Source organism: Dyella thiooxydans (assembly GCF_001641285.1).
Classification (GTDB): Bacteria; Pseudomonadota; Gammaproteobacteria; order Xanthomonadales; family Rhodanobacteraceae; genus Dyella_A; species Dyella_A thiooxydans.
This window is the reverse complement of the sequence record NZ_CP014841.1, coordinates 3,905,723-3,925,357: the sequence shown is the minus strand read 5'-3', so window position 1 is coordinate 3,925,357 and position 19,635 is coordinate 3,905,723. Positions and strand designations below refer to the sequence as shown.

Genomic DNA, 19,635 nt, shown 5'->3' with positions numbered 1-19,635 from the left:
CAGGCAACCGGCCGACCCGCGGGCCGCCATGATAACCGAGTCCCTCCGACCGACACCGGGCAAGAAAAAAGCCCGGCATCCATCGGATACCGGGCCCTTGCCGCTGCCAACCGGCGTGACGTCAGTGCTGTCGCTGCGTTTGCGCATCCCAGATGCGTTGCAGGCGGTCCTTGGCGTAGAGCTTCTCGCGCTTCATCACCGCGAGCTTGGTTTCGGGAATGGGGAGCACGCCGATATCCGCATCGTGCACCTTGCTGTCGAGTTCCCGGTGGCGCTGGTACAGCGCGCGGAACTCCTTGTTGGACTTCAGCAATGCTTCGACGTCATCACGCGACTGGTTTTCGAACATGGGTCGACCTCCTCGCTGGGAAAGCGGGCGCGTGACCGGTGCGCCCGCGGCGTGGTGAGGCATGCGCAAACCGCCCGCACCGGGGAAACGGTGCGTGACAAGGACGGTTGGGGATACGGTGGGCGCATGCGACGGGTCAGGTTGTCCGCGCGGCGCATGTGCCCCGCGGATGACCGACGCTACTCCGCCGCCGGGGTGGGTGCAAGATCGTGCCATGGCACGACTGATGCTACTTGGAGTGGGCAAAAAGGCTGTCGAAACAGCTTGTTGGAGCTGCGGCGCGCCCCTGGGAACGGAGCGCGCCGGCGTGCCTCAGGGCTTGCCCTTTTTCTTGGCGGGCTTGGCTTCGGCCGGTGCCTGATCGCCCTCCATCTGGGAGCGCAGGGCCCGGGCCGCCTGGGCCGCCAGGGCGGCCTCCCGACGGGCGGCATTCGCGACCCGGCTCTGCGCCGCCGCCAGCTTCTTGGCGTGCTCGGCCTCGGCCTTGGCCTGCTCGGCGGCCTGCGCGGCCTCCATCCCCTGCTGCTGCAGGCGCTGGGCCTCTTCCTGGGCGAGCTGGTACTGCAGGCGCTGGCGCTCCAGCTCCAACCGGGCCGCCTCGGCGTCGCGCCGGGCCGACTCCAGCATGATCTGGTCGTGCTCACGGTCGAGCTTGGCCAGCCGGGCCTGGGCGTCCTGCAGCTGAGCGGCCGCCCGGGCCAGATCGACCCGGCGCTCGGCCAGGTAGAGGGCGTGCGGGCGCTCCTTCGAGCGGGCATCGGCCAACTGCGCCAAGGCATCGCGGGCACGCGCCTGCTCGGCCATGGCGTAGTGTCCGAGCACCGGGTCATGGGCCAGTTGGTCGAGGCTGGTGGTCAGCCGGGCGAGATCGATGTCGTCCTTGGCGGCGCTGGCGACACCGCTGCCAAGCAGCAGCCCCAGGGCGAACAGGGCGGTCGTGAGTCGCTTCATGGCTGACCCTCCTGGGCATTGCCTGCCGAGGTCGACGTGGCTGGCTGGGGCACGGTCTGGAAGCCGCCATCACCGCCTGGCATGGGCGCCGACAGCACCGAGGCGGAGGGGGCCGGCATGTCGCCGGTCGGCGCCGCGGCGGGAAGAGTGGCCGGCATCTGCGAGCGACTGGAGAGCTCGGGATGGGCCTGCTCCATGGCCTCGCGCAGCCGCGCGTTCTCGTCGGTCTTGGTCTGGATCCTGGCCCGGACGTCGCCCAGCCGTGCCTTGGCCGTAGCCAGCTCGGCATCGGCCTGGGCCTCGGTGGCCAGATCGGCGGCATCGGCGTACTTGCGCGAGGTCATGGCCGCCTGGGCCTGCTGGAACTTGTTCTGGGCGAAAGTCAGGTCCACCGGGGCGTAATCTGCTGCGTCGGCGTCACGAGCGGCCTGCAATTGCGTCTGGGCAGCGCTCATCGCAGCATCCGGAGGCGGTACGCTTGCGCAGCCGCCCAGCATCATCAGGGCGACCAGGGGCAGGCTGCGCGTCCACCCGCAAGAACGGGGGGCACCGGCCTCAGGCCGGGAAAAGCTGTGCACCATCACTCAGTACCTCGTAGTGTTGCGTCGTATTGTCCGTGGGCATAATCGCCGGTGCAATGTAGTTGAATCCAGGGGACTTCAGGTGGATATCGGTTACTTCCTCAAGCTGATGGTGGACAAGGGCGCGTCGGACATGTTCCTGACCACGGGCGCTCCGGTGAACATCAAGGTCGAGGGCAAGCTCTACCCGTTGGGCAATACCGGCCTGCCGGGCGGCATGGTCAAGAAGATCGCCTACTCGCTGATGGACGAGGGCCAGGTGCCCCAGTTCGAGCGCGATCTCGAGCTGAACATGGCGCTGGCGGTGAAGGAAGCGGGCCGCTTCCGCATCAACGTGTTCAAGCAGCGCGGCGAGGTCGGCATGGTGATCCGCGCGATCAAGAGCGAGATCCCCAACGTCGAGCAACTGCAGCTGCCCTCGATCTTCCGCGAGCTGATCATGGAGCAGCGCGGCCTGATCCTGGTGGTCGGCGCCACCGGCTCGGGCAAGTCGACCACCTTGGCGGCGATGCTCGACCACCGCAACTCCAACTCGCCCGGCCACATCCTCACCATCGAGGATCCGATCGAGTACCTGCACCGGCACAAGAAGTCGATCATCAACCAGCGTGAGGTCGGGCTGGACACGCACAGCTATCACGAGGCGCTGAAGAACGCGATGCGCGAGGCGCCGGACGTGATCATGATCGGCGAGATCCGCGACACCGACACGATGGAGGCGGCGATCGCCTTCTCCGAGACCGGTCACCTGTGCCTGGCCACCCTGCACTCCAACAACGCCGACCAGACGCTGGAGCGCATCCTCAACTTCTTCCCCGAGTCGGCGCACAAGAACGTGCTGATGAACCTGTCGCTCAACCTGCGCGCGGTGATCAGCCAGCGCCTGGTGATCGGCAAGGACGGCCGCCGCCTGCCGGCGGTCGAGGTGCTGCTGAACACCCCGCTGATCCGCGACATGATCCGCCGCGGCCAGATCCACGAGGTGAAGGAAGCGATGGACCGCAGCCTGCAGGAAGGCATGCAGACCTTCGACCAGTCGCTGTACCGGCTCTACAAGAGTGGCCGGATCGAACTGGACGAGGCGCTGGCCAAGGCCGACTCGCGCGACGGCCTGGCGCTGAAGATCCGCCTGGCCGAGGGCGGTGGATCCAACACCGACACCGAACTGGCCGGCAACGATCCCTACGGCCTGGGCTTCTGAGTCCCCTGCCCCGTCGCCGGCGCCTCAGGCGCCGGCAGGCGGAGCATCCGGTTGGCGCTCCGGCGCCGCCACCTGAAACGCCGGCAAGGCCACGCATTCGGCCTGGATGCGGCGGATCGTGGGGTACGCATCCAGTGGCAGCTGCCAGCGCGCGGCGTTGTAGAGCTGCGGGATCAGGCAGATGTCGGCCAGCCCCGGCTCGTCGCCGTGGCAGAACGTACCGGTGGCCACGTTGTCGGCCAGCATCGCCTCGAACGCAGCCAGGCCCACGGCCATCCAGTGACGGTTCCAGTCGGCCCGCTGCGCCTCGGTGGCGCCGAAGCGCGCCTCCAGCGCCTGCAGTACCCGCAGGTTGCCCAGCGGGTGGATATCGCAGGCGATGGTCTGCGCCAGCGCCCGGACGCGTGCCCGTCCGCGCGGGTCCACCGGCAGCAGCGGCGGCTCCGGCACCGTCTCGTCCAGGTATTCGACGATCGCCAGCGACTGGGTGAACACCCGCTCGCCGTCGACCAGCGCGGGCACCAGCTCCTGCGGATTGATCGCCCGGTAGGAGGCCCCGTGCTGCTCGCCGCCATCGCGCACCAGGTGGACCGGGTGGTTTTCCCAGTCCAGCCCTTTCAGCGCCAGCGCGATGCGCACGCGGTAGGCGGCGGTCGAACGCCAGTAGCCATAAAGCGCGAGATCCTGAAGCATGGGCTGTCTCCTGCCGGGCCGGTGGGCGCCAAGCATACCCGGCCGCGTTTGCATCGCCGGAGGGGCGCCACGAAAATGAGCGGCCACGGCATCCCTTCCGGGTACGGCCCCGCCGGCCGACCCGCCATGCAGCAGTCCAACCCAGGAGTCCCGACGTGTCCTTCCTCCGCATGAGCGACCTCGATCTGCGCGGCAAGCGCGTACTGATCCGCGAAGACCTGAACGTGCCGATCGAGGACGGTCGCATCACCTCCACCCAGCGCCTGGACGCCTCGCTGCCCACCATCCGGGCCGCGCGCGACGCCGGCGCCCGGGTGATGGTGCTGTCGCACCTGGGCCGACCGAAGGAAGGCCAGTTCGACGAGGCGTCCTCGCTGGCGCCGGTTGCCGCCTGGCTGGGCGACAAGCTCGGCAAGCCGGTGCGGCTGGTGCGCGACTACCTCGACGGCGTGGATGTCGCCGAGGGCGAGGTGGTGGTGCTGGAGAACTGCCGCATGAACGTCGGCGAGGGCAAGGACGACGAGGCCTTGTCGAAGAAGTACGCGGCGCTGTGCGACGTGTTCGTGATGGACGCCTTCGGCACCGCACACCGCGCCCAGGCCTCCACCCATGGGGTGATCCGCTTCGCAAAAATCGCCGCCGCCGGCCCGCTGCTGGCCGCGGAGCTGGACGCGCTGGGCAAGGCGCTGGAGCACCCGGCCAAGCCGCTGCTGGCGATCGTTGCCGGCTCCAAGGTCTCGACCAAGCTCACCCTGCTGGAGAACCTGATCGGCAAGGTCGACCAGCTGATCGTCGGTGGCGGCATCGCCAATACCTTCATCGCCGCCGCCGGCCACGGCGTCGGCAACTCGCTGTACGAACCCGACCTGATCGACGCGGCGAAGAGGGTCATCGCCGACGCCAAGCGGCGCGGTGCCGAGGTGCCGCTGCCGGTCGACGTGGTGGTCGCCCCCGAGTTCTCCGCGCAGGCAACGCCGACGGTGAAGGCGGTGGACCAGGTCAAGGACGGCGAGATGATCCTGGACATCGGCCCGGAGACCGCCAAACGCTACGCCGCGCTGATCGCCAAGGCCGGCACGGTGGTGTGGAACGGCCCGGTCGGCGTGTTCGAGTTCGACGCCTTCGGCATGGGCACCGAGACCCTCGCCCGCGCGATCGCCGCCTCCCCGGCGTTCTCGATCGCCGGTGGCGGCGACACCCTGGCGGCGGTGGACAAGTACGGCATCGAGAAGGACGTGTCCTACATCTCCACCGGAGGCGGCGCCTTCCTCGAATTCCTCGAAGGCAAGGAGCTGCCGGCGGTCACGGCACTCCAGGCCCGCGCCAAGGGCTGACTCCCCCTCCCGTAGTAGCCCGCTCGCGGGCGATGCTTTTGGCCCCGCTGTGGATCAGGAGCAGAAGCATCGCCCGCGAGCGGGCTCCTACAGTGCTCAGCTCCTGCCGCAGAGGATGCCCCGCACGGCGGCGATCACGCGCTCCACGTCACCGTCGGACAAGGCGGGAGAGAGCGGCAGGCTGACGGTCTGCCGGCCCAGGCGCATCGCGTTCGGCCACTGCTCTGGCGACCAGCCGTAGCGCCGCTGGTAGTAGGGGTGTTCGGGAATGGCCAGGTAATGCACGCCCGTGCCGATCCGCGCTGCGTTCATGGCATCGAGGAAGGCGTCGCGCGAAATGCCGCAGCGCGCCTCGTCGATCATCACGGTGTACAGGTGCAGGCCGTGCCGGGTATCCGCCTCCGGCGCCGCCGGCAGGACGATCGGCAGGTCGGCAAAGGCCGCGTCGTAACGTCGCCAAATCGCCTGGCGACGTGCCCAGTGGGCTTCCACCTTGGCCAGCTGCGGCAGCCCGATCGCTGCCTGCAGGTCCATCATGTTGTATTTGAAGCCGCACTCCAGCACCTGGTAGTGCTTGTAGCCGCTGTCACCGAAGCGATGCCAGGCATCCTTGCTCATGCCGTGCAGGGCGAGCATGCGGGCACGGGCAATGCGTTTACGGTCGCGGCCGAGGATCATGCCGCCCTCGCCGGTGACCACGTTCTTGGTCACATAGAAGCTGAAGCAGCCAAAATCGCCGAAGCTGCCCGCCGGCTGGCCGCGAAAGGTGGTTTCGATCGCATGGGCACAGTCCTCGATCACCACCAGGCCATGCCGTTGGGCGATGTCCATGATGCGGTCCATCGCACACGGCCGGCCGGCAAAGTGCACCGGCAGGATCGCCCGCGTGCGCGGCGTGATCACGGCTTCGATCGCATCCGGATCGATGTTCTGCGTGTGTGGATCGACATCCGCCAGCACCGGCACCAGCCCGGCATGTTCGATCGCATTGACCGTCGCGCAGAAGGTGAGTGGCGTGGTGATCACCTCGCTGCCCGGCTCCAGGCCGGCCGCGACCATGCTCACATGCAGCGCCGCGGTGCAGGAATTCACCGCCGCGACGCACTCGGCGCCCGCCTGCTTGTACTCGGCGAACGCCTGCTCGAAGCGCGCCACTCGCGGTCCGGTACCCAGCCACCCCGAGCGCATGCACGCCTCGACTTCGGCGATTTCCTCCTCGCCGATGCTTGGCGCACCGAACACGATGAAGGGGTTGATATCTGCCATGGGGCGGCTCCGGTGCGCGGAAAACGGATGCAACGAACGGGCGAGGTCACGCAAAGGTGCGAAGGGTACGTCGCCACCGGTTGAAAGACGAATACGACAACTACCACGCGCTCGCCGCGCAATGGCTCCGCGCGATGGCTAGAATCACAGTCCTCGCGCTCATGCGGGAGTATCAGGCGCAGTTCCGGCAAAGCCGCCCAGGGGGCCGATAGGGAAGCCAGCCGGTATCATGCGTGCGACTATCAGGGAACCAGGCGTGCAACAGATAAACGACCTTTCGGCAAGGATCTCCGGCCACAGCGCGCGCATCAAGGCCGCCCTGTCCAGGGTGGTGGATAGCGGCTGGCTGGTGCTGGGGCCGGAGGTCAAGGGTTTCGAAGCGGCGTTTGCCGGTTATCTGGGCACAGGCGATTGCGTCACCGTAGCCAACGGCACCGATGCCATCGAATTGGCGCTCCGGGCGCTTGGCGTGGGACCAGGCAGCAAGGTCGCCACGGTGGCGAACGCGGGCATGTATACCGGAACCGCCCTGGCGGCCATCGGGGCGTCACCCTGGTTCATGGACGTCGATTTCGACAGCCGCAACGTGACGATGGACGAAGTGGTCCGGGCGGTCGAAGCAGGCGTCCAGGCCGTTGTCGTCACGCACCTCTACGGCCTCGCCGCCCGGGACATCGCCAGCATCGCCGGTTACTGCAGGCAGAAAGGCGTCTGGTTGCTCGAGGATTGCGCGCAGGCCCATGGTGCGCGCATCGACGGCAAACACGTCGGCACGTTCGGCGATGCGGCCAGCTTCAGCTTTTATCCGACCAAGAATCTCGGCGCATTGGGTGACGGTGGCGCCGTCGTGACCGACTTGCCGGCGATCGCCGAGCGGGTGCGGCTGCTTCGCCAATACGGCTGGACCGCCAAGTACCGCGTCCAGGCGCACGGTGCACGCAACAGCCGCCTCGACGAGTTGCAGGCGGCGATCCTCTCCGAGCTTCTGCCTTTCCTCGATGCGGCCAACACCCAACGCCGCGCCATCTCCCAACGGTACAGCACGGGCATCAACCACCCACTGGTGAAAGTGCCTAACCACGACGGAGAAGGGTATGTCGCCCACCTCTACGTCGTCACCAGCCCGGACCGGGACCTGCTGCGCGAGCACCTTCGCACCGTGGGCATCGCGGCGGAGGTTCACTACCCGATTCCCGACCACCTGCAGCCGGTCTACGGCGACAGCTACGCCGGACTGAAACTGGAGGTCACCGAAAAGCTGGCCGGGGAGATCCTCACCCTCCCCTGCTACCCGGAGATGAGCGGCGCGGCCGTGGACGCGGTGATCCGCGCAGTGAACGGTTGGCGGGCATGAAGTACTCCGTCATCGTTCCGATCTACCGCAACGAGGCCTCCATCCCCCGCCTGTTGCAGGCGCTATCCGCGATCAACGATTCGCTCGACGATGGCATCGAGGCGGTGTTCGTGGTCGACGGCAGCCCCGACCGGTCCTATGCCATCCTGCACGAGGCGCTGGCGGGGCTCGCGTTTCCCGCCCAGTTGCTCGCCCATTCGCGCAACTTCGGCTCCTTCCCGGCCATCCGCTCGGGGTTGCAGGCAGCGCGCGGCGACCACTTTGCGGTGATGGCGGCCGATCTGCAGGAGCCACCCGAGCTGGTGACCACCTTTTTCAGGATGCTTGGCGCAGACGAGTGCGACGTGGTCGTCGGCACGCGCACGGGCCGCCAGAACGACCCGTGGTCCTCGCGCATGGCCTCGGCCGTGTTCTGGGGGCTGTACCGGCGACTGGTCGTCCCGGAGATGCCGCCGGGCGGCGTCGACATCTTCGGCTGCAATAGGGTGTTTCGCGACCAGCTGTTGCAGCTGGAGGAATCCCGCTCCTCGCTGATCGCGCTGATCTTCTGGCTCGGCTTCCGCAGAAAGCAGGTCGGCTACGAACGCCTGGCGCGTCAGGAAGGCCGTTCGGCATGGACGCTGGGCAAGAAGATCGACTACATGATGGACAACGTCTTCGCCTTCACCGATTTCCCCATCCGCCTGCTGATCAAGGTGGGCGCGGGGGGCGCTGCGGTGTCCGGCCTGGCGGGACTGGTGGTGCTGATCGCCCGGCTCACCGGCTCGATCAGGGTGCCCGGCTATGCGCCAACGATGCTCGCCGTGCTGTTCCTCGGCGCAGTCAACCTGTTCGGCCTTGGCCTGGTCGGCACCTATGCCTGGCGCGCCTATGAGAACAGCAAGCGACGGCCGCTCGCGGTCATCGCCAAGCAACACCAGAACGATCGGGGTCAATGAACCATGGAACCAGCACCACAGATACACGCGTCGGCCGACGTGCAGAGCCAAGCCATCGGTGAGCGTACGACGATCTGGCAGTACGTCGTCGTGCTTCCGGGCGCCCGGATCGGTAGCGACGTCAACCTCTGTTCGCACTGCTTCGTCGAGAACGACGTGGTGATCGGCGACCGGGTCACGATCAAGTCGGGCGTGCAGCTGTGGGACGGCATCCGTATCGAGGACGACGTGTTCGTCGGCCCCAACGTCACGTTCACCAACGACAAGTTTCCGAGGTCCAAGGTCTACCCCGAGACGTTCGCCGGTACGCGGGTGCAGCGCGGGGCCTCGATCGGCGGCGGCGCGGTGATCCTGCCGGGCCTGTGCATCGGCACGGGGGCGATGGTCGGTGCCGGCGCGGTGGTGACCAAGTCGGTGCCGCCCTTCGCGATCGTGGCCGGCTCGCCCGCGCGGATTACCGGCTACGTCGATGCACGCAACGCAACGGACAGCCAGGGTGCGTCGCAAGCTCCGCACACCGCCCCCGCGCCGGAGGCGCCCGTGGTCAGGCTCGGGGTGGGCGACGTCACGCTGCACCGCTTCAAGCTGGTCCGCGACATGCGCGGTGACCTGTCGGCCGGCGAGTTTGCCCGGGAGATTCCCTTCGAGCCCAAGCGGTATTTCCTGGTCTTCGACGTACCCAGCGAAAAGACCCGGGGCGAGCACGCGCACCGCACTTGCCACCAGTTCCTGATCTGCGTCCGCGGCAGCTGCGCGGTGGTCGCGGACGACGGCGTCCATCGTGCGGAAACCCTGCTGGATTCCCCCGACAAGGGCGTTTACCTGCCGCCCATGACCTGGGGCATCCAGTACAAGTACTCGCCCGACGCCGTGCTGCTGGTATTCGCGTCCGACTACTACGACGCCGACGACTACATCCGCGACTACGGTCAGTTCCTGCAGGCCGCGCGCGCCGGGCAAGCGCCCGGGGCGCCCGCGCCGTGAGGCCCAGGACAAAGCGCTGGCTGCTGTTCCTGGTCGGCGGCGGGCTCAACACCGGCCTCACCTACGGCATCTATCTCGGGTTGTGCCGCTTCTTCGGCTACCAAACGGCCTACTTCATCGCCTATGTCCTGGGCATTGTTTTTTCGTACCTGTTCAATGCCCGCCTGGTGTTCGGGCAAGCCTGGTCCTGGCGCGGCCTGTTCGCCTACCCGCTGGTCTACCTCGTGCAGTACCTGCTTTCCGCCGGTGCCCTCGGTGTCCTGGTCGAGTGGCTGCACATGCCCAAGCTGTACGCCCCCCTGGTCGTCACCGCGGCCATGGTTCCCATCACCTACGTCATGAGCAAGGTCGTGCTGCAACTGACGGCGAGAGCCGGCACGCCCCCGGAGAGCAACCCGTGAAGCAAGAACGAGTCGAGCCGAGCCACGCCTGGCCAGCACAAACCGCAGGCGACCGTGGCTGGCGCGAGGCAACCGGCCTGAGCCTCCCGGTGCTGCTGACCGTGCTGGCGATCTGGCTGCCGTTCGGCTTCGCGATGACGGCAGTGATCGAAGGATGGGGCGTCCTCGGGCTCTTCAACATCGATCACCCGTTCTTCCTGGCCAGCATCCACAGCCCGATGCAGGCGCAGGCACTGCGCCCGCTCACCATCTTCCCGCAGGCGCTCGCCTATTTTCTCGATCCGGATTCGTTCTTCTATTGGCATGTGCTGCTGATCGCCGCGCTGGTCGTGAAGGGCTGCGCCAGCGCGCACCTGGTGGCCCGGGTGAGCCGCTCGGTGCGCTGGGGCGCGCTGATGGGCGTGCTGGTACTGCTGTACCCCGCCGATACCATGCAACTGTCGTTCCGCAGCATCCACATCAACTGGGCGCTCGCGCTGCTGCTGCTCGGCTGCAGCCTGCTCATCGAGGCCTCCCGGCGCCGGCACCGGCTCGGCGCGTACCTGCTGGGCGCGTCTGCCGGGCTCGCGCTCTTCCTGGCCTGCTGCATGTACGAAGCGAGCCTGCCGCTGGTGGTCGCACCACTGCTGCTGGCCTACGCCGCCTTCGGCCTGAAGGGGGCGATCGCCCACCTGCGCGCCAACCTGGCCCCGCTGCTGCTCTGGCTGGCCGGCGCGGCAGCCTACGCCGGCTATGTCGCGCTTACCGCACCGCAGATCGCCAGCTACGAGTCGGCCCTGCTGGGCAGACAGAGCGCATTCTCGATCCTATTGAACGCGTTCCCGAAGCTGTTCTCCATCGGAGCATCGCGTGCATTTCTTGGGGGTTGGTTCGACGCATTCCGGATGGTCGCCACGGAATTCCGCACCTATCCGTATCTCTTGCTGGCTACGGCAGTCATCACCTTTGTCACGCTGGGAGTCGCTGCACGCCTGGCCCGAAGCGATTCCCTTCATCACCCGGAATCGACGGGAAGCTCCCTGTCACTGGCATCGCGCACAGCCGTAGCGGGCGTGATCATGAGTCTTGCCGGCTATGCGCCGTTCCTTCTTTCGGCATCCCATCTCGCCATCAGCCAACGCACGTTCCTCTTCGCTAGTCCCGGCGCTGCGATGGCCTGGATCGGCGTACTCATGCTCGTGGGGACGCCCGCGAAATGGCTGGCCCAGGCGATGGCGGCATTGCTCATCCTCGCCGGACTGGGCGCGCAGCTCGTGCAGTTCCATCACTACGTCCGGATCACACAGGTCCAGCGGACCCTGCTGAAATCGATCGTGCAGAACTTCGACGGCCAGCTCCACGGCAAGACCCTGCTGGTTCTCGATGGCAGCAACCAGTTGGGCCAGACCTGGATGCTCGGCCTGGGTAACCTCGATGTGGCGCTGAGCTACCTGTACGGCCATACAGTCACGCCAACACAGATCTGCCGGATGCCCAACGCGGAGTGGCAACAGGTCGACAACCTGGGGCGCAAGGGTTCGTGCGAGCAGACGGCGAGCGAATGGATCCTGCGCCCGGCCAGCGCCGTCACCGGGCCCGGCTATGTCGCGCCGCCGCGGAAGCCGGACATCCACCTGCCCAAGGACCAGGTGGTCACCGTGACGATCAAACCCGACGGCTCGGCCGTCGTCGACCCGGCCCTGGCGCAGTACCGCCGCGAGTTGCTGGTCAGCGACAGCGTGGCCGCCCGCCGCTACCGCAACGTGCTGCTCGCTCAGCCCCACCTGATGGACATGTTCCGGGACCGCCCCCGGTACGATCACTTCCACTGGGACTTCGGCAAGTGGTGGAGCCTGGAAATCATCGTGCGCGGTACCGGCTGGCGCGAGCCGGAATGGAACCCGCAGGGCCTTTTCCACCGGTCGGCAGCGTGGAAGGTGCAGGACAAGGGCGCGCTCTATTTCGACATGTCGCCCGGGCCGGGGCCGCACGTGTTGAGCGGGCGGTTCAACATCATCGTCAACAATGCGATCAGGCGCAGCATGGTGATCCGCCTGAACGGCGTGACGCTGCCGCTCCAGTGGCTGCCGGGCGATGCCTTCCAGGCCGAGATTCCCGCCGGCGTGCTGCGCGCGAACGACAACGAGATCGTGTTCCAGTCGCTCAGCGACTCCAAATACTACGGGCTCTCTGCCGGACTGGTGGACTTCGATATCCGCCCGCGGTAGCGGTATCGCCACGGGAGTCGCCTGCCGGGGCGCCCCCGATGCGGGGGAGGAGAAGTGACGCGCGCTCCTCCGAATCCGCGTCGCGTCACCCGCCGCTCGATGCGGCGGGTGACGCGATTGCCGTTCATCCCGGCAGGATTTTCATATGCCGCAGCGCGATGCCCAAGGCGCGAATGTCATTGGGCGGCACGGTCGGCTCGGGGACAATTATCTGAATATGGCGATGCGCACGGGGCGTGGCGAAATCCACGGCCACCTCATCGTCGCTGCCCGGCTCGCTGGAAAAACGGAACGTGCGCCGCTCGTCCCCCACCATGACCTCGATCGGCGCACCGATGTTCGGCCCGTAGGCTCCGCCCCGGAGCACCAGCTTGAACGCCTTCGGCAAGGGTCTGGCCAGTTCGATATCCACCGTCTTGCCGATGCTCCATCGCCCGCCGGACTCCGGCCCGGCCAGGCCATCCACCCGCAGGACGAAATCGGGGTAGCGCGCGTGCACGAAATCGATCCCCTCCTGGAACGTCTGCTCGCGCTCGATGCGCATGTGGTGCAGCGCAATACCAAGGGTACGAATGTCGTTGGGCGGCACCGTCGGCTCGGGTACGGTGATCCGGATCAGGCGCTGCGCCGTGTGCAGCGAAAAGTCGACGGTCGCTTCGCTGTCGCCCCCCGGTTCCCAGGAAAAGCAGAATGAGCGCCGTGCGCGGCCGACACGGATCTCGATCGGCACGCCGACGTTCGGCCCGTAGGCACCGCCCTTGATCACCAGCTTGAATGCCTTGGGCAACGGTTCGGCCAGGGATATGTCGATCGTCTTGCCGATACTCCAGCGACCGCCAGACTCCGGCATGGACACGCCGAGCACCCGCCGGACAAAGGCCGGATAGCGCAATTTGCCGAAGTCGATGCCATCGTGGAAGGTCGACTCGTGGTCGTCCTCTTCCAGCGTGAACGAATAGCTGCGGCGGAACCGGCTACGCCCGTGCAGCAGCGGGCGTGCCAGGCTCCTGACGGCCTCCCGCAGCAGCACCGTGCCGAACGGCTCCGGTTGCAACGCGGCCATGTAACCGCATTCGACCAGGTTCTTCTCCCACTCGGCGCGGCAGTAGGCATCGGAGAATTTGTAGGCGAGCGAGCGCTGATCCGCGCACACGGCGGCGACGAACGCTTCATCGCCGGCCAGGATCCGCTCCACGGTGCGGCGTGCCTCGACCAGGCTGTCGACCCGGCCGTGCGTTATCTCCGGCGTCATCCGACCCAGCAACGAGTCGGCGAAGTACACCACCGGCATGCCGTTGATCGCCGCTTCCACGGGCGAATAGTGCACGTGCCGGAGCTCGGTGGAGTGGTAGTACAGCACCGCGCAGTCGCGGTAGAGCCGTGCAAGCTCCGCGTCGGAGACGAAGCCCAGCACGCAGGGATCGTCCACGGGTACATCCTGCGCACCGATGATGTAGTGCGGCAGATCGCCGAAGTCGCGCTTGAAGGCCCGGTAGACGTCGGCGTAATAGGGATTGGTCACGCAGTTGGGGCAGACGAACAGGATGTGCTTGTCTGTCCCCGTGTAGGAGTCGGCCGTATCCCAGAACGAGTCGGGCACGCCGATCGGCAGGGTGACCGCCCGGTTGGCGAACAGCGAGACCTCACATTCCTGCAGTTGCTCGTATCCCTGCGCAAACCAGAAGCGCTCGCCGAGCTCGCCGAGATCCGCGAGGATCTCCGGCCCATGCATCACCTGGAGGACCTCGGTATAGGTCTTCGTGTTGTCCAGACCGAACGCCCGGAACATGATCTGGCCTTCGAACTTGTCCACGGCCTCCCTGACCTGCACCCCATAAGGGATGACATAGGCCGTCGCGAAGTACCGGTTGATCAACGCGACGATGTCGTCGGGCCATCGGTCTTCATAGAAGTTGAAGGCGTTGAGGCGGTCGAGCACCCGCCTTGGCAGCGACAGGCTCGCGTCATAGCGATGGTCCACCAGGTTGCTGCGGAAGCTGCTGGACTCCGGGATCACCTTGGGCGTGAAGACCTCGAAGCCCAGGTCGCACAGGAGCCGGGCTTCGTACGGCATCAGCGTCTTGTGGTTGAGCAGCCAGAGGACGCGCTTGTTCTTGGCCCGCATAAAGACCTAACCCGCTTGGAATCTGCCCTAGTCTGCCCGAACGGCGGGGCGAATGACTCGATGGGCGGGATGTCCGGCAGGCTCACCCTGGACACCGGCAAACATCGCGCGCAGCTCTGAGGCCGGTCCGACACCAACGCTGGTATCGCCCCAGGAGGCCATGACACCGGTGAAGTAGGCTGACGCCTCGAGCAACGGCCTGACCCGGGCAGACATCTCGACCATGCTGATGACTTCCTCGGCATAGTTACTTGCAGTAAACGTCTTGGCAGCCCAGTCGCGACTCCGCTTCCCGAGCGTGGCCCGCAGGTCATGGCTGGCCCCCAGGCGCTCCAGCGCGCATCGAAGCGATGCGACCTCATCCTGCGGAGCAACCTTGGTAACCAACTCGTCGGGCAACTCCCGATAGAACCCGGTATCGGTAACCACGATGGCCTTGCCATGCAACATGGCCTCGATCGCCGATGCCGAGGCCGCTTCGAGGCTCGGCCAGCGCAGGCAGCAAACGACATCGGCCTCCTGGAACGCCCTTGCCAGGCCGATATCGTCGACCTCGCCACTGATTCGCAGCCTTACGCCGCAACTTCTCGCCAAGGCCGACAGCTCGCGCACCATCGAACTGCGAACGGGCCCAACGAGCCGATATACAGCGCGGCCACGAAGCGCGGGACTTGCGCCGATGGCGCTAATGACGCTGGCCGCGCGTTTGTTCGTGTTGACGTACCCCACGGTCAGGATATTCAGCATGCCCAGGTCGTCGCTATCGCCGGGTTCCTCAAGCTGGGCATCGACCGGCAGGAAATCGTAGGCGAGGGGTACGACCCGGACCGGGCCCGAGCAGGCCTTTTTGATTCGACCTACGTCCCAGCTGCTATGGGTGATGACCCCGCTGGCCATCGAGCAGATCCATTCGGTCATCGGCGCTGCTTCCCACGTCAACTCCATGAACATGGGGCGGGTCGCAAGCTCGAAAAACGTCTCGGCTACCTTGTCTCCGTACCAGTGCCGCAGAATTTTCCCGGCCTGCGCGCGCCGCTTCGCGGCCCATCCGTTGAACAGGTGCCCGAGATAGTAATCGTGCAGGCAGACCACACCAGGGCACCGGAGAAGCCATTCCACGCAGCCTCGGTGGAATAAGGCGTTGTCGCCAATCTGGTAAAGGACCAGATCCGCTCGCGAGGTCGCCGCGCGGACGGCCGATTGATCGTTCCAGGCAATAGGCACCTGGCCGAAATCATGGGCCTCGTCCCCGTACAATTCCTCGTCTTCGCTCCTCACCACGGCGACATCGTGGCCGAGTCTGAGCAGCTCCCGCGTGATGAGGCGAGCCACACGGCCGATCGCCGATGCCTTCAACACCGGCGTGAACATCACGATCTTCATTGCAGCAATGCCTCGATGGTCTGGGGCCAGTCGGCGCCGAAGCTGATCCAGTGTTCCCTCGCCGCATTGCCACAGATCCGCGCCAGCGCCCGGTCCTGCCACAGGGCCGACATCGCGTCACCGAGGGACGCGGCGTGGGGTTTGGCAACCAGTCCGGTGTCCTTGTCGCGAACCAGGCCCAGCACGCCACCGCTATCGGTGGTCGTGATCAGTGCCTTGCCCGCCGTCGCCGCCTCCATGGTGACGTAGCCTAGCGAGTCCTCGTCGAACGGGAGGTAGGCCACGGCCAATGCCCCATTGACGTAGCCGGCGTAGGTTTCGCGGGGAAGGAAGCGCAGATCGAGCTGCACCCGATCCTGCAGGCCAAGGCGCTCCACGGTCTCGACCAGCCGCCGGGCGTCGGCCGGCGTGTCCGGGGGACCGGCGATCACCAACTTCACGCCAGGATCTGCGTGGCACAGGGCTTCGAGCAGGAGGTGCTGGCGCTTCATGTCGTTGATGCGCCCGCCGGCAAAGATGTACTCGCCTGGAGGACCACCGGTGAAGAGGTGTGGATCGTTGATCGGTGGCAGCAGCAGCCCGGCATCGAATCCGTTGTAGCGGGCCAGGCGATCGCGGGTGACTTCGGAGTTGGTGAAGATGCGCCGGCTCTCGCGGAAACTCTCGTCGTCCGCATGGCGGATCAGGGCGCGCAATTCGTCTCCCTGCTCGCCGGCAGGCAGGTTGGTCTGGCCGGCGTCGAAAAGATCGTAGGCCTGCCGGTACTGGTGCAACAGCCACAGCGTCTTGTGCGGATGGCGAATCAGGTAGGCCGGAAACTTCAGGGCGATCACCCGATCGACATTGAACAGTTCCAGTGCACGCACCATCAGCATCTGCGATGGGATACGCGTCGCCGGTTCCCATTGGAACGGGATACGCAGGATTTCCGATTCGTGTCCGGCGGCCACCAGGTTCCGCTGCAGGTGGACGGCCAGCTCCTCGGCGCCACCCCAGACGAACGGTGCCATGTTGTTCACGACGAGGACCTTCACGCCAGCAGCCTCTGCAACACATGCGACCAGGAGATATTGAGCTCGACCAGCCTGGCCTGCGCGGCTTCGCCCATGCTTCGGGTCCGCTCCCGATCGGAATACAGCGCATCCATCGCACGGGCGAGCGCCCGTGGATCGGGCTCGGCGACGAGGCCATTGATGCCGTCGTTGACCAGCTCGAGCACACCACCGGAATCGGTCGTGGTCAGGATGGCCTTGCTTGCGTGGCTCGCCTCGATGCTTGGATACCCGTAGGAATCCTCGTCCAGCGGCAGATAGGCCGCGGCCAGGCAGTCGGCGAGCAGGTCGACCTTTTCCTCCTCGGAGATCCAGCGATCGTCGAGGACTACCCGTTGGTCCAACGCATGGTCGCGGATCGCCTCGCTCAACTGGCGGTTATAGCCGGCGTTGGAACTTCGGCCGCAGAGCCTCAGCCGGACCGGCGTACGCGTGTATTTCATGGCTTCGACAAGCAGATGCTGTCGCTTGTGATGCTCCATACGACAGATATAGACCACCTCGTCGCTGAAGCCCCGGCACGTGAAGCGCTCGGGCGCGAATACGGGGGGATAGAGCACCTCGCTGTCGACGCCGTTGAACTGCCTGAGTCTGGCGGAGACCACCTTCGAGTTGGTGAAAACCTGCTGCGCCTCGAGCAGTGCCATGTTGTCGGCAGCAAACAGCGCATCGCGAACTCCCCGGTGCCTCTCGTCATCGGGGAAACCGCGATAATCGCTGTCCCACAGGTCGTAGAAAACACGGATGTGGTGGATGAACCAGAGGATCTTGTGCGGGTGATCGATCAGGTGCGCCTGCGGCCGGAAGCAGATGACCCGGTCCGCGGCGCTCAGGTCGATCCACCGGAATGCCGCCATCTGCTGGAAAAGCAGATCCGGCGCGTCCCACTGGGGCAGGTAGACACGCTCGACCTCATGCCCCTCGCGCTCGAGCATCGCCTGCAACCACTCGACGATGTTGCGGGCCCCTCCGTTGATGAACGGCACATAGGTCGAGCACAGCGCTATTCGCATCGTCAGGCCATCGCGGCAGCGAGGCTTTCAGCCACTCGCTGAACGTCCTCGCGGGTGAGGTCCTGGTGGGTGGGCAGGTTGATGCCGCGCGGGCTCCACAGGTCGGCCACCGGGTAGGTGGCACTTTCGCGATACGGCGGCATGACGTGCATCGGGTAGAACACCGGCCGCGTCTCGATACCCATCTCGTCCATCCGGCGCATCACGGCATCGCGCTGCTCCTCGGTCGCATCGCGCAGGAAGATGTTGTACATCCAGTACACCTCCTTGGCTCCATCGCGCCGGACGGGGAGGACGATCCGGTCGCCAAGCGCGGAAAGCGCGTCGGCGTACCACCCCGCCAGTCGCTCCCGTTCCGCCAGCGCGGTGTCGATACCCTCCATCTGGGCCAGCCCGATGGCCGCCTGGATGTTGGTCATCCGGTAGTTGTATCCCACCACCGGAAACCAGTAGCGGCGCTGCAGATCCATGCCCTGGCCGCGGTACAGGCGCAGCGTCCTGGCCAGTTCGGCGTCGTTGGTGGTCACCATGCCACCTTCGCCGGTAGTCACGATCTTGTTGCCGAAGAAGCTGAAGGTCGCGCAGGTTCCCAGCCCGCCCACCCGGCGCCCCTGCACCTCGGCGCCATGGGCCTCGGCGGCATCTTCCACCACCCACAGGCCGTGCCGCTGGGCGATCTCGTTGATCACGTCCATCTGCGCCGGATGCCCGTAGAGGTGAACGGGGATGATCCCGCGCGTGCGCGGCGTGATCTTCGCTTCGATGGCCGCCGGATCGATGTTCATCGTGTCGGCGCACACATCGACCAGGACCGGCGTGGCCCCGCAGTAGCGAACCGCGTTCGCAGTGGCGATGTAGGTCACCGTAGGTACGATGACCTCGTCGCCAGGCTGAAGCCCCAGCGCCACCAGCGCCAGGTGCAGCGCCGTGGTGCCGTTGTTGGTGGCGATCGCGTGCTTCACCCCGCAGAACTCCGCGAAGCTCTCCTCGAACGCCCCGATGTACTTGCCGTTCGACGAGATCCAGTTGGTGTCCAGGCAATCGAGCACATATTTCTTCTCGTTGCCGCCCAGCCGGGGCTGTGCCACAGAAATGCGTTTCATCCCTGTCTCTCCAAGTAAGGTCATTGCCTGATGATTCTTGCTGGCACGCCGACCGCGGTGACACCGTCCGGGATCGACGCAATGACCACGCTTCCCGCACCGAGCACCACGTTATTGCCGATGGATTGCTCGGGAATGACTTTGCAGCCGATTCCCAGCATGCTGCCGTCGCCCACCGTCACGTTGCCCGCCAAACCGCATTGCGGAGCGATGTGGACGGCGCGGCCAATGCGGCAATCGTGATCCACGGTTGCCCCGGTATTGATGATCGCAAGGTCGCCAATCGCCGAATCGGCGTTGATCGTGGCGCCCGCCATGATGGCTATGCCGCCACCCAGTCGGACGCTTGGCGAGATCACCGCCAGCGGACTGATGGCATTGACCAGGCGGTAGCCTTGCGAAACCGCCTTCCCCGCAAGCTTTTCACGAAGTCGGTTCGAGCCGATCGCGACAAAGGCATCCTGGTAATTCTCTTCTTCACGCAACCGGCGGATGTGCTCGTCCCCATGCAGGACCGGCACACCGACACACGTCTCCGCACCGCCGTCGCCACTGCCAATGCAGTAGTCGACCTGGACCCCCATGGCGCGAAGCAATTCCACGCAAACCTTGGCGTGCCCGCCCGCACCGACGACGACGACTCCCTTTTTCATGGCTTTGGCACCCCGAATCCCCTCGTCCCGTTTCGACAAGCGCCCAA

The 19,635-nt window shown here is 66.1% G+C and carries 18 protein-coding genes; 7 read left to right on the top strand and 11 right to left on the bottom strand.

Features of this window, described 5'->3' with window-relative positions; all coding sequences use genetic code 11:
* Nucleotides 1-121: 121 nt before the first annotated feature.
* From ATSB10_RS17625 to ATSB10_RS17615, 3 genes are all read right to left on the bottom strand, one after another.
* Nucleotides 122-349, bottom strand: a complete 228-nt coding sequence (locus ATSB10_RS17625; protein WP_017463511.1) for an HP1242/YdcH family protein — start codon at nucleotides 347-349, stop codon at nucleotides 122-124.
* 312 nt (nucleotides 350-661) lie between these two features.
* Nucleotides 662-1,300: a hypothetical protein gene (locus tag ATSB10_RS17620; protein ID WP_063674021.1), complete on the bottom strand. Its 639-nt coding sequence runs from the start codon at nucleotides 1,298-1,300 to the stop codon at nucleotides 662-664.
* Nucleotides 1,297-1,755: a DUF4398 domain-containing protein gene (locus tag ATSB10_RS17615; RefSeq protein ID WP_169816730.1), complete on the bottom strand. Its 459-nt coding sequence runs from the start codon at nucleotides 1,753-1,755 to the stop codon at nucleotides 1,297-1,299. Before ATSB10_RS17615 ends, ATSB10_RS17620 begins: the two co-directional genes overlap by 4 nt.
* Nucleotides 1,756-1,963: 208 nt before the next feature.
* Here ATSB10_RS17615 and ATSB10_RS17610 point away from each other — a divergent pair, with 208 nt between their 5' ends.
* Nucleotides 1,964-3,082, top strand: a complete 1,119-nt coding sequence (locus tag ATSB10_RS17610; protein ID WP_017463508.1) for a PilT/PilU family type 4a pilus ATPase — start codon at nucleotides 1,964-1,966, stop codon at nucleotides 3,080-3,082.
* A gap of 24 nt (nucleotides 3,083-3,106) precedes the next feature.
* On the opposite strand, the gene maiA is transcribed toward ATSB10_RS17610, so the two are convergent.
* The gene (maiA, locus tag ATSB10_RS17605; RefSeq protein WP_063674020.1) at nucleotides 3,107-3,775 is read right to left on the bottom strand and encodes a maleylacetoacetate isomerase; all 669 of its coding nucleotides are present in this window, start codon (nucleotides 3,773-3,775) and stop codon (nucleotides 3,107-3,109) included.
* A gap of 155 nt (nucleotides 3,776-3,930) precedes the next feature.
* Here maiA and ATSB10_RS17600 point away from each other — a divergent pair, with 155 nt between their 5' ends.
* The gene (locus ATSB10_RS17600) at nucleotides 3,931-5,109 is read left to right on the top strand and encodes a phosphoglycerate kinase (RefSeq protein WP_063674019.1); all 1,179 of its coding nucleotides are present in this window, start codon (nucleotides 3,931-3,933) and stop codon (nucleotides 5,107-5,109) included.
* Between the two features lie 96 nt (nucleotides 5,110-5,205).
* On the opposite strand, the gene ATSB10_RS17595 is transcribed toward ATSB10_RS17600, so the two are convergent.
* The gene (locus ATSB10_RS17595; RefSeq protein ID WP_063674018.1) at nucleotides 5,206-6,375 is read right to left on the bottom strand and encodes a DegT/DnrJ/EryC1/StrS family aminotransferase; all 1,170 of its coding nucleotides are present in this window, start codon (nucleotides 6,373-6,375) and stop codon (nucleotides 5,206-5,208) included.
* Nucleotides 6,376-6,631: 256 nt separating this feature from the next.
* Here ATSB10_RS17595 and ATSB10_RS17590 point away from each other — a divergent pair, with 256 nt between their 5' ends.
* The 5 genes from ATSB10_RS17590 to ATSB10_RS17570 all read left to right on the top strand — a co-directional run bounded on the left by ATSB10_RS17590 (nucleotide 6,632) and on the right by ATSB10_RS17570 (nucleotide 12,259).
* Nucleotides 6,632-7,729 (top strand): DegT/DnrJ/EryC1/StrS family aminotransferase, encoded by a 1,098-nt coding sequence (locus ATSB10_RS17590; RefSeq protein ID WP_063674017.1) that lies wholly within the window; start codon nucleotides 6,632-6,634, stop codon nucleotides 7,727-7,729.
* Entirely contained in the window at nucleotides 7,726-8,667 is a 942-nt protein-coding gene (locus ATSB10_RS17585) for a glycosyltransferase family 2 protein (protein WP_063674016.1), read from the top strand. Before ATSB10_RS17590 ends, ATSB10_RS17585 begins: the two co-directional genes overlap by 4 nt.
* Nucleotides 8,668-8,670: 3 nt before the next feature.
* Nucleotides 8,671-9,651 carry a WxcM-like domain-containing protein gene (locus ATSB10_RS17580; RefSeq protein ID WP_063674015.1) on the top strand — a complete coding sequence of 327 codons (981 nt, stop codon included), beginning with the start codon at nucleotides 8,671-8,673 and terminating at the stop codon, nucleotides 9,649-9,651.
* On the top strand, nucleotides 9,648-10,052 hold the full coding sequence (locus tag ATSB10_RS17575; RefSeq protein ID WP_205631071.1) for a GtrA family protein: 405 nt from the start codon (nucleotides 9,648-9,650) through the stop codon (nucleotides 10,050-10,052). The genes ATSB10_RS17580 and ATSB10_RS17575 overlap by 4 nt, the downstream gene beginning before the upstream one ends.
* An 89-nt stretch (nucleotides 10,053-10,141) precedes the next feature.
* Nucleotides 10,142-12,259, top strand: coding sequence for a hypothetical protein (locus ATSB10_RS17570; RefSeq protein ID WP_157469347.1), 2,118 nt, complete (start codon nucleotides 10,142-10,144; stop codon nucleotides 12,257-12,259).
* A gap of 124 nt (nucleotides 12,260-12,383) precedes the next feature.
* On the opposite strand, the gene ATSB10_RS17565 is transcribed toward ATSB10_RS17570, so the two are convergent.
* Genes ATSB10_RS17565 through ATSB10_RS17540 form a run of 6 tightly spaced genes read right to left on the bottom strand, consistent with a single transcriptional unit; the run spans nucleotide 12,384 to nucleotide 19,588 of the window.
* Complete coding sequence (locus ATSB10_RS17565; protein WP_063674013.1) at nucleotides 12,384-14,384, bottom strand: DUF7024 domain-containing protein; 2,001 nt, start codon at nucleotides 14,382-14,384, stop codon at nucleotides 12,384-12,386.
* Between the two features lie 27 nt (nucleotides 14,385-14,411).
* Nucleotides 14,412-15,767, bottom strand: coding sequence for a glycosyltransferase family 4 protein (locus tag ATSB10_RS17560; protein ID WP_063674012.1), 1,356 nt, complete (start codon nucleotides 15,765-15,767; stop codon nucleotides 14,412-14,414).
* Nucleotides 15,764-16,801, bottom strand: a complete 1,038-nt coding sequence (locus ATSB10_RS17555) for a glycosyltransferase family 4 protein (protein ID WP_063674011.1) — start codon at nucleotides 16,799-16,801, stop codon at nucleotides 15,764-15,766. Before ATSB10_RS17555 ends, ATSB10_RS17560 begins: the two co-directional genes overlap by 4 nt.
* Nucleotides 16,798-17,832: a glycosyltransferase family 4 protein gene (locus ATSB10_RS17550; protein ID WP_063674010.1), complete on the bottom strand. Its 1,035-nt coding sequence runs from the start codon at nucleotides 17,830-17,832 to the stop codon at nucleotides 16,798-16,800. The genes ATSB10_RS17555 and ATSB10_RS17550 overlap by 4 nt, the downstream gene beginning before the upstream one ends.
* A 2-nt stretch (nucleotides 17,833-17,834) precedes the next feature.
* The gene (locus tag ATSB10_RS17545) at nucleotides 17,835-18,935 is read right to left on the bottom strand and encodes a DegT/DnrJ/EryC1/StrS family aminotransferase (RefSeq protein WP_083966283.1); all 1,101 of its coding nucleotides are present in this window, start codon (nucleotides 18,933-18,935) and stop codon (nucleotides 17,835-17,837) included.
* Between the two features lie 20 nt (nucleotides 18,936-18,955).
* On the bottom strand, nucleotides 18,956-19,588 hold the full coding sequence (locus ATSB10_RS17540) for an acetyltransferase (protein ID WP_063674008.1): 633 nt from the start codon (nucleotides 19,586-19,588) through the stop codon (nucleotides 18,956-18,958).
* Between the last annotated feature and the right edge of the window lie 47 nt (nucleotides 19,589-19,635).

Bases quoted from the DNA above. Each gene is read 5' to 3' on its own strand.
- ATSB10_RS17625 (WP_017463511.1), bottom strand. From the start codon at position 349: ATGTTCGAAAACCAGTCGCGTGATGACGTCGAAGCATTGCTGAAGTCC.
- ATSB10_RS17620 (WP_063674021.1), bottom strand. From the start codon at position 1,300: ATGAAGCGACTCACGACCGCCCTGTTCGCCCTGGGGCTGCTGCTTGGC.
- ATSB10_RS17615 (WP_169816730.1), bottom strand. From the start codon at position 1,755: ATGAGCGCTGCCCAGACGCAATTGCAGGCCGCTCGTGACGCCGACGCA.
- maiA (WP_063674020.1), bottom strand. From the start codon at position 3,775: ATGCTTCAGGATCTCGCGCTTTATGGCTACTGGCGTTCGACCGCCGCC.
- ATSB10_RS17595 (WP_063674018.1), bottom strand. From the start codon at position 6,375: ATGGCAGATATCAACCCCTTCATCGTGTTCGGTGCGCCAAGCATCGGC.
- ATSB10_RS17585 (WP_063674016.1), top strand. From the start codon at position 7,726: ATGAAGTACTCCGTCATCGTTCCGATCTACCGCAACGAGGCCTCCATC.
- ATSB10_RS17580 (WP_063674015.1), top strand. From the start codon at position 8,671: ATGGAACCAGCACCACAGATACACGCGTCGGCCGACGTGCAGAGCCAA.
- ATSB10_RS17565 (WP_063674013.1), bottom strand. From the start codon at position 14,384: ATGCGGGCCAAGAACAAGCGCGTCCTCTGGCTGCTCAACCACAAGACG.
- ATSB10_RS17560 (WP_063674012.1), bottom strand. From the start codon at position 15,767: ATGAAGATCGTGATGTTCACGCCGGTGTTGAAGGCATCGGCGATCGGC.
- ATSB10_RS17550 (WP_063674010.1), bottom strand. From the start codon at position 17,832: ATGCGAATAGCGCTGTGCTCGACCTATGTGCCGTTCATCAACGGAGGG.
- ATSB10_RS17545 (WP_083966283.1), bottom strand. From the start codon at position 18,935: ATGAAACGCATTTCTGTGGCACAGCCCCGGCTGGGCGGCAACGAGAAG.
- ATSB10_RS17540 (WP_063674008.1), bottom strand. From the start codon at position 19,588: ATGAAAAAGGGAGTCGTCGTCGTCGGTGCGGGCGGGCACGCCAAGGTT.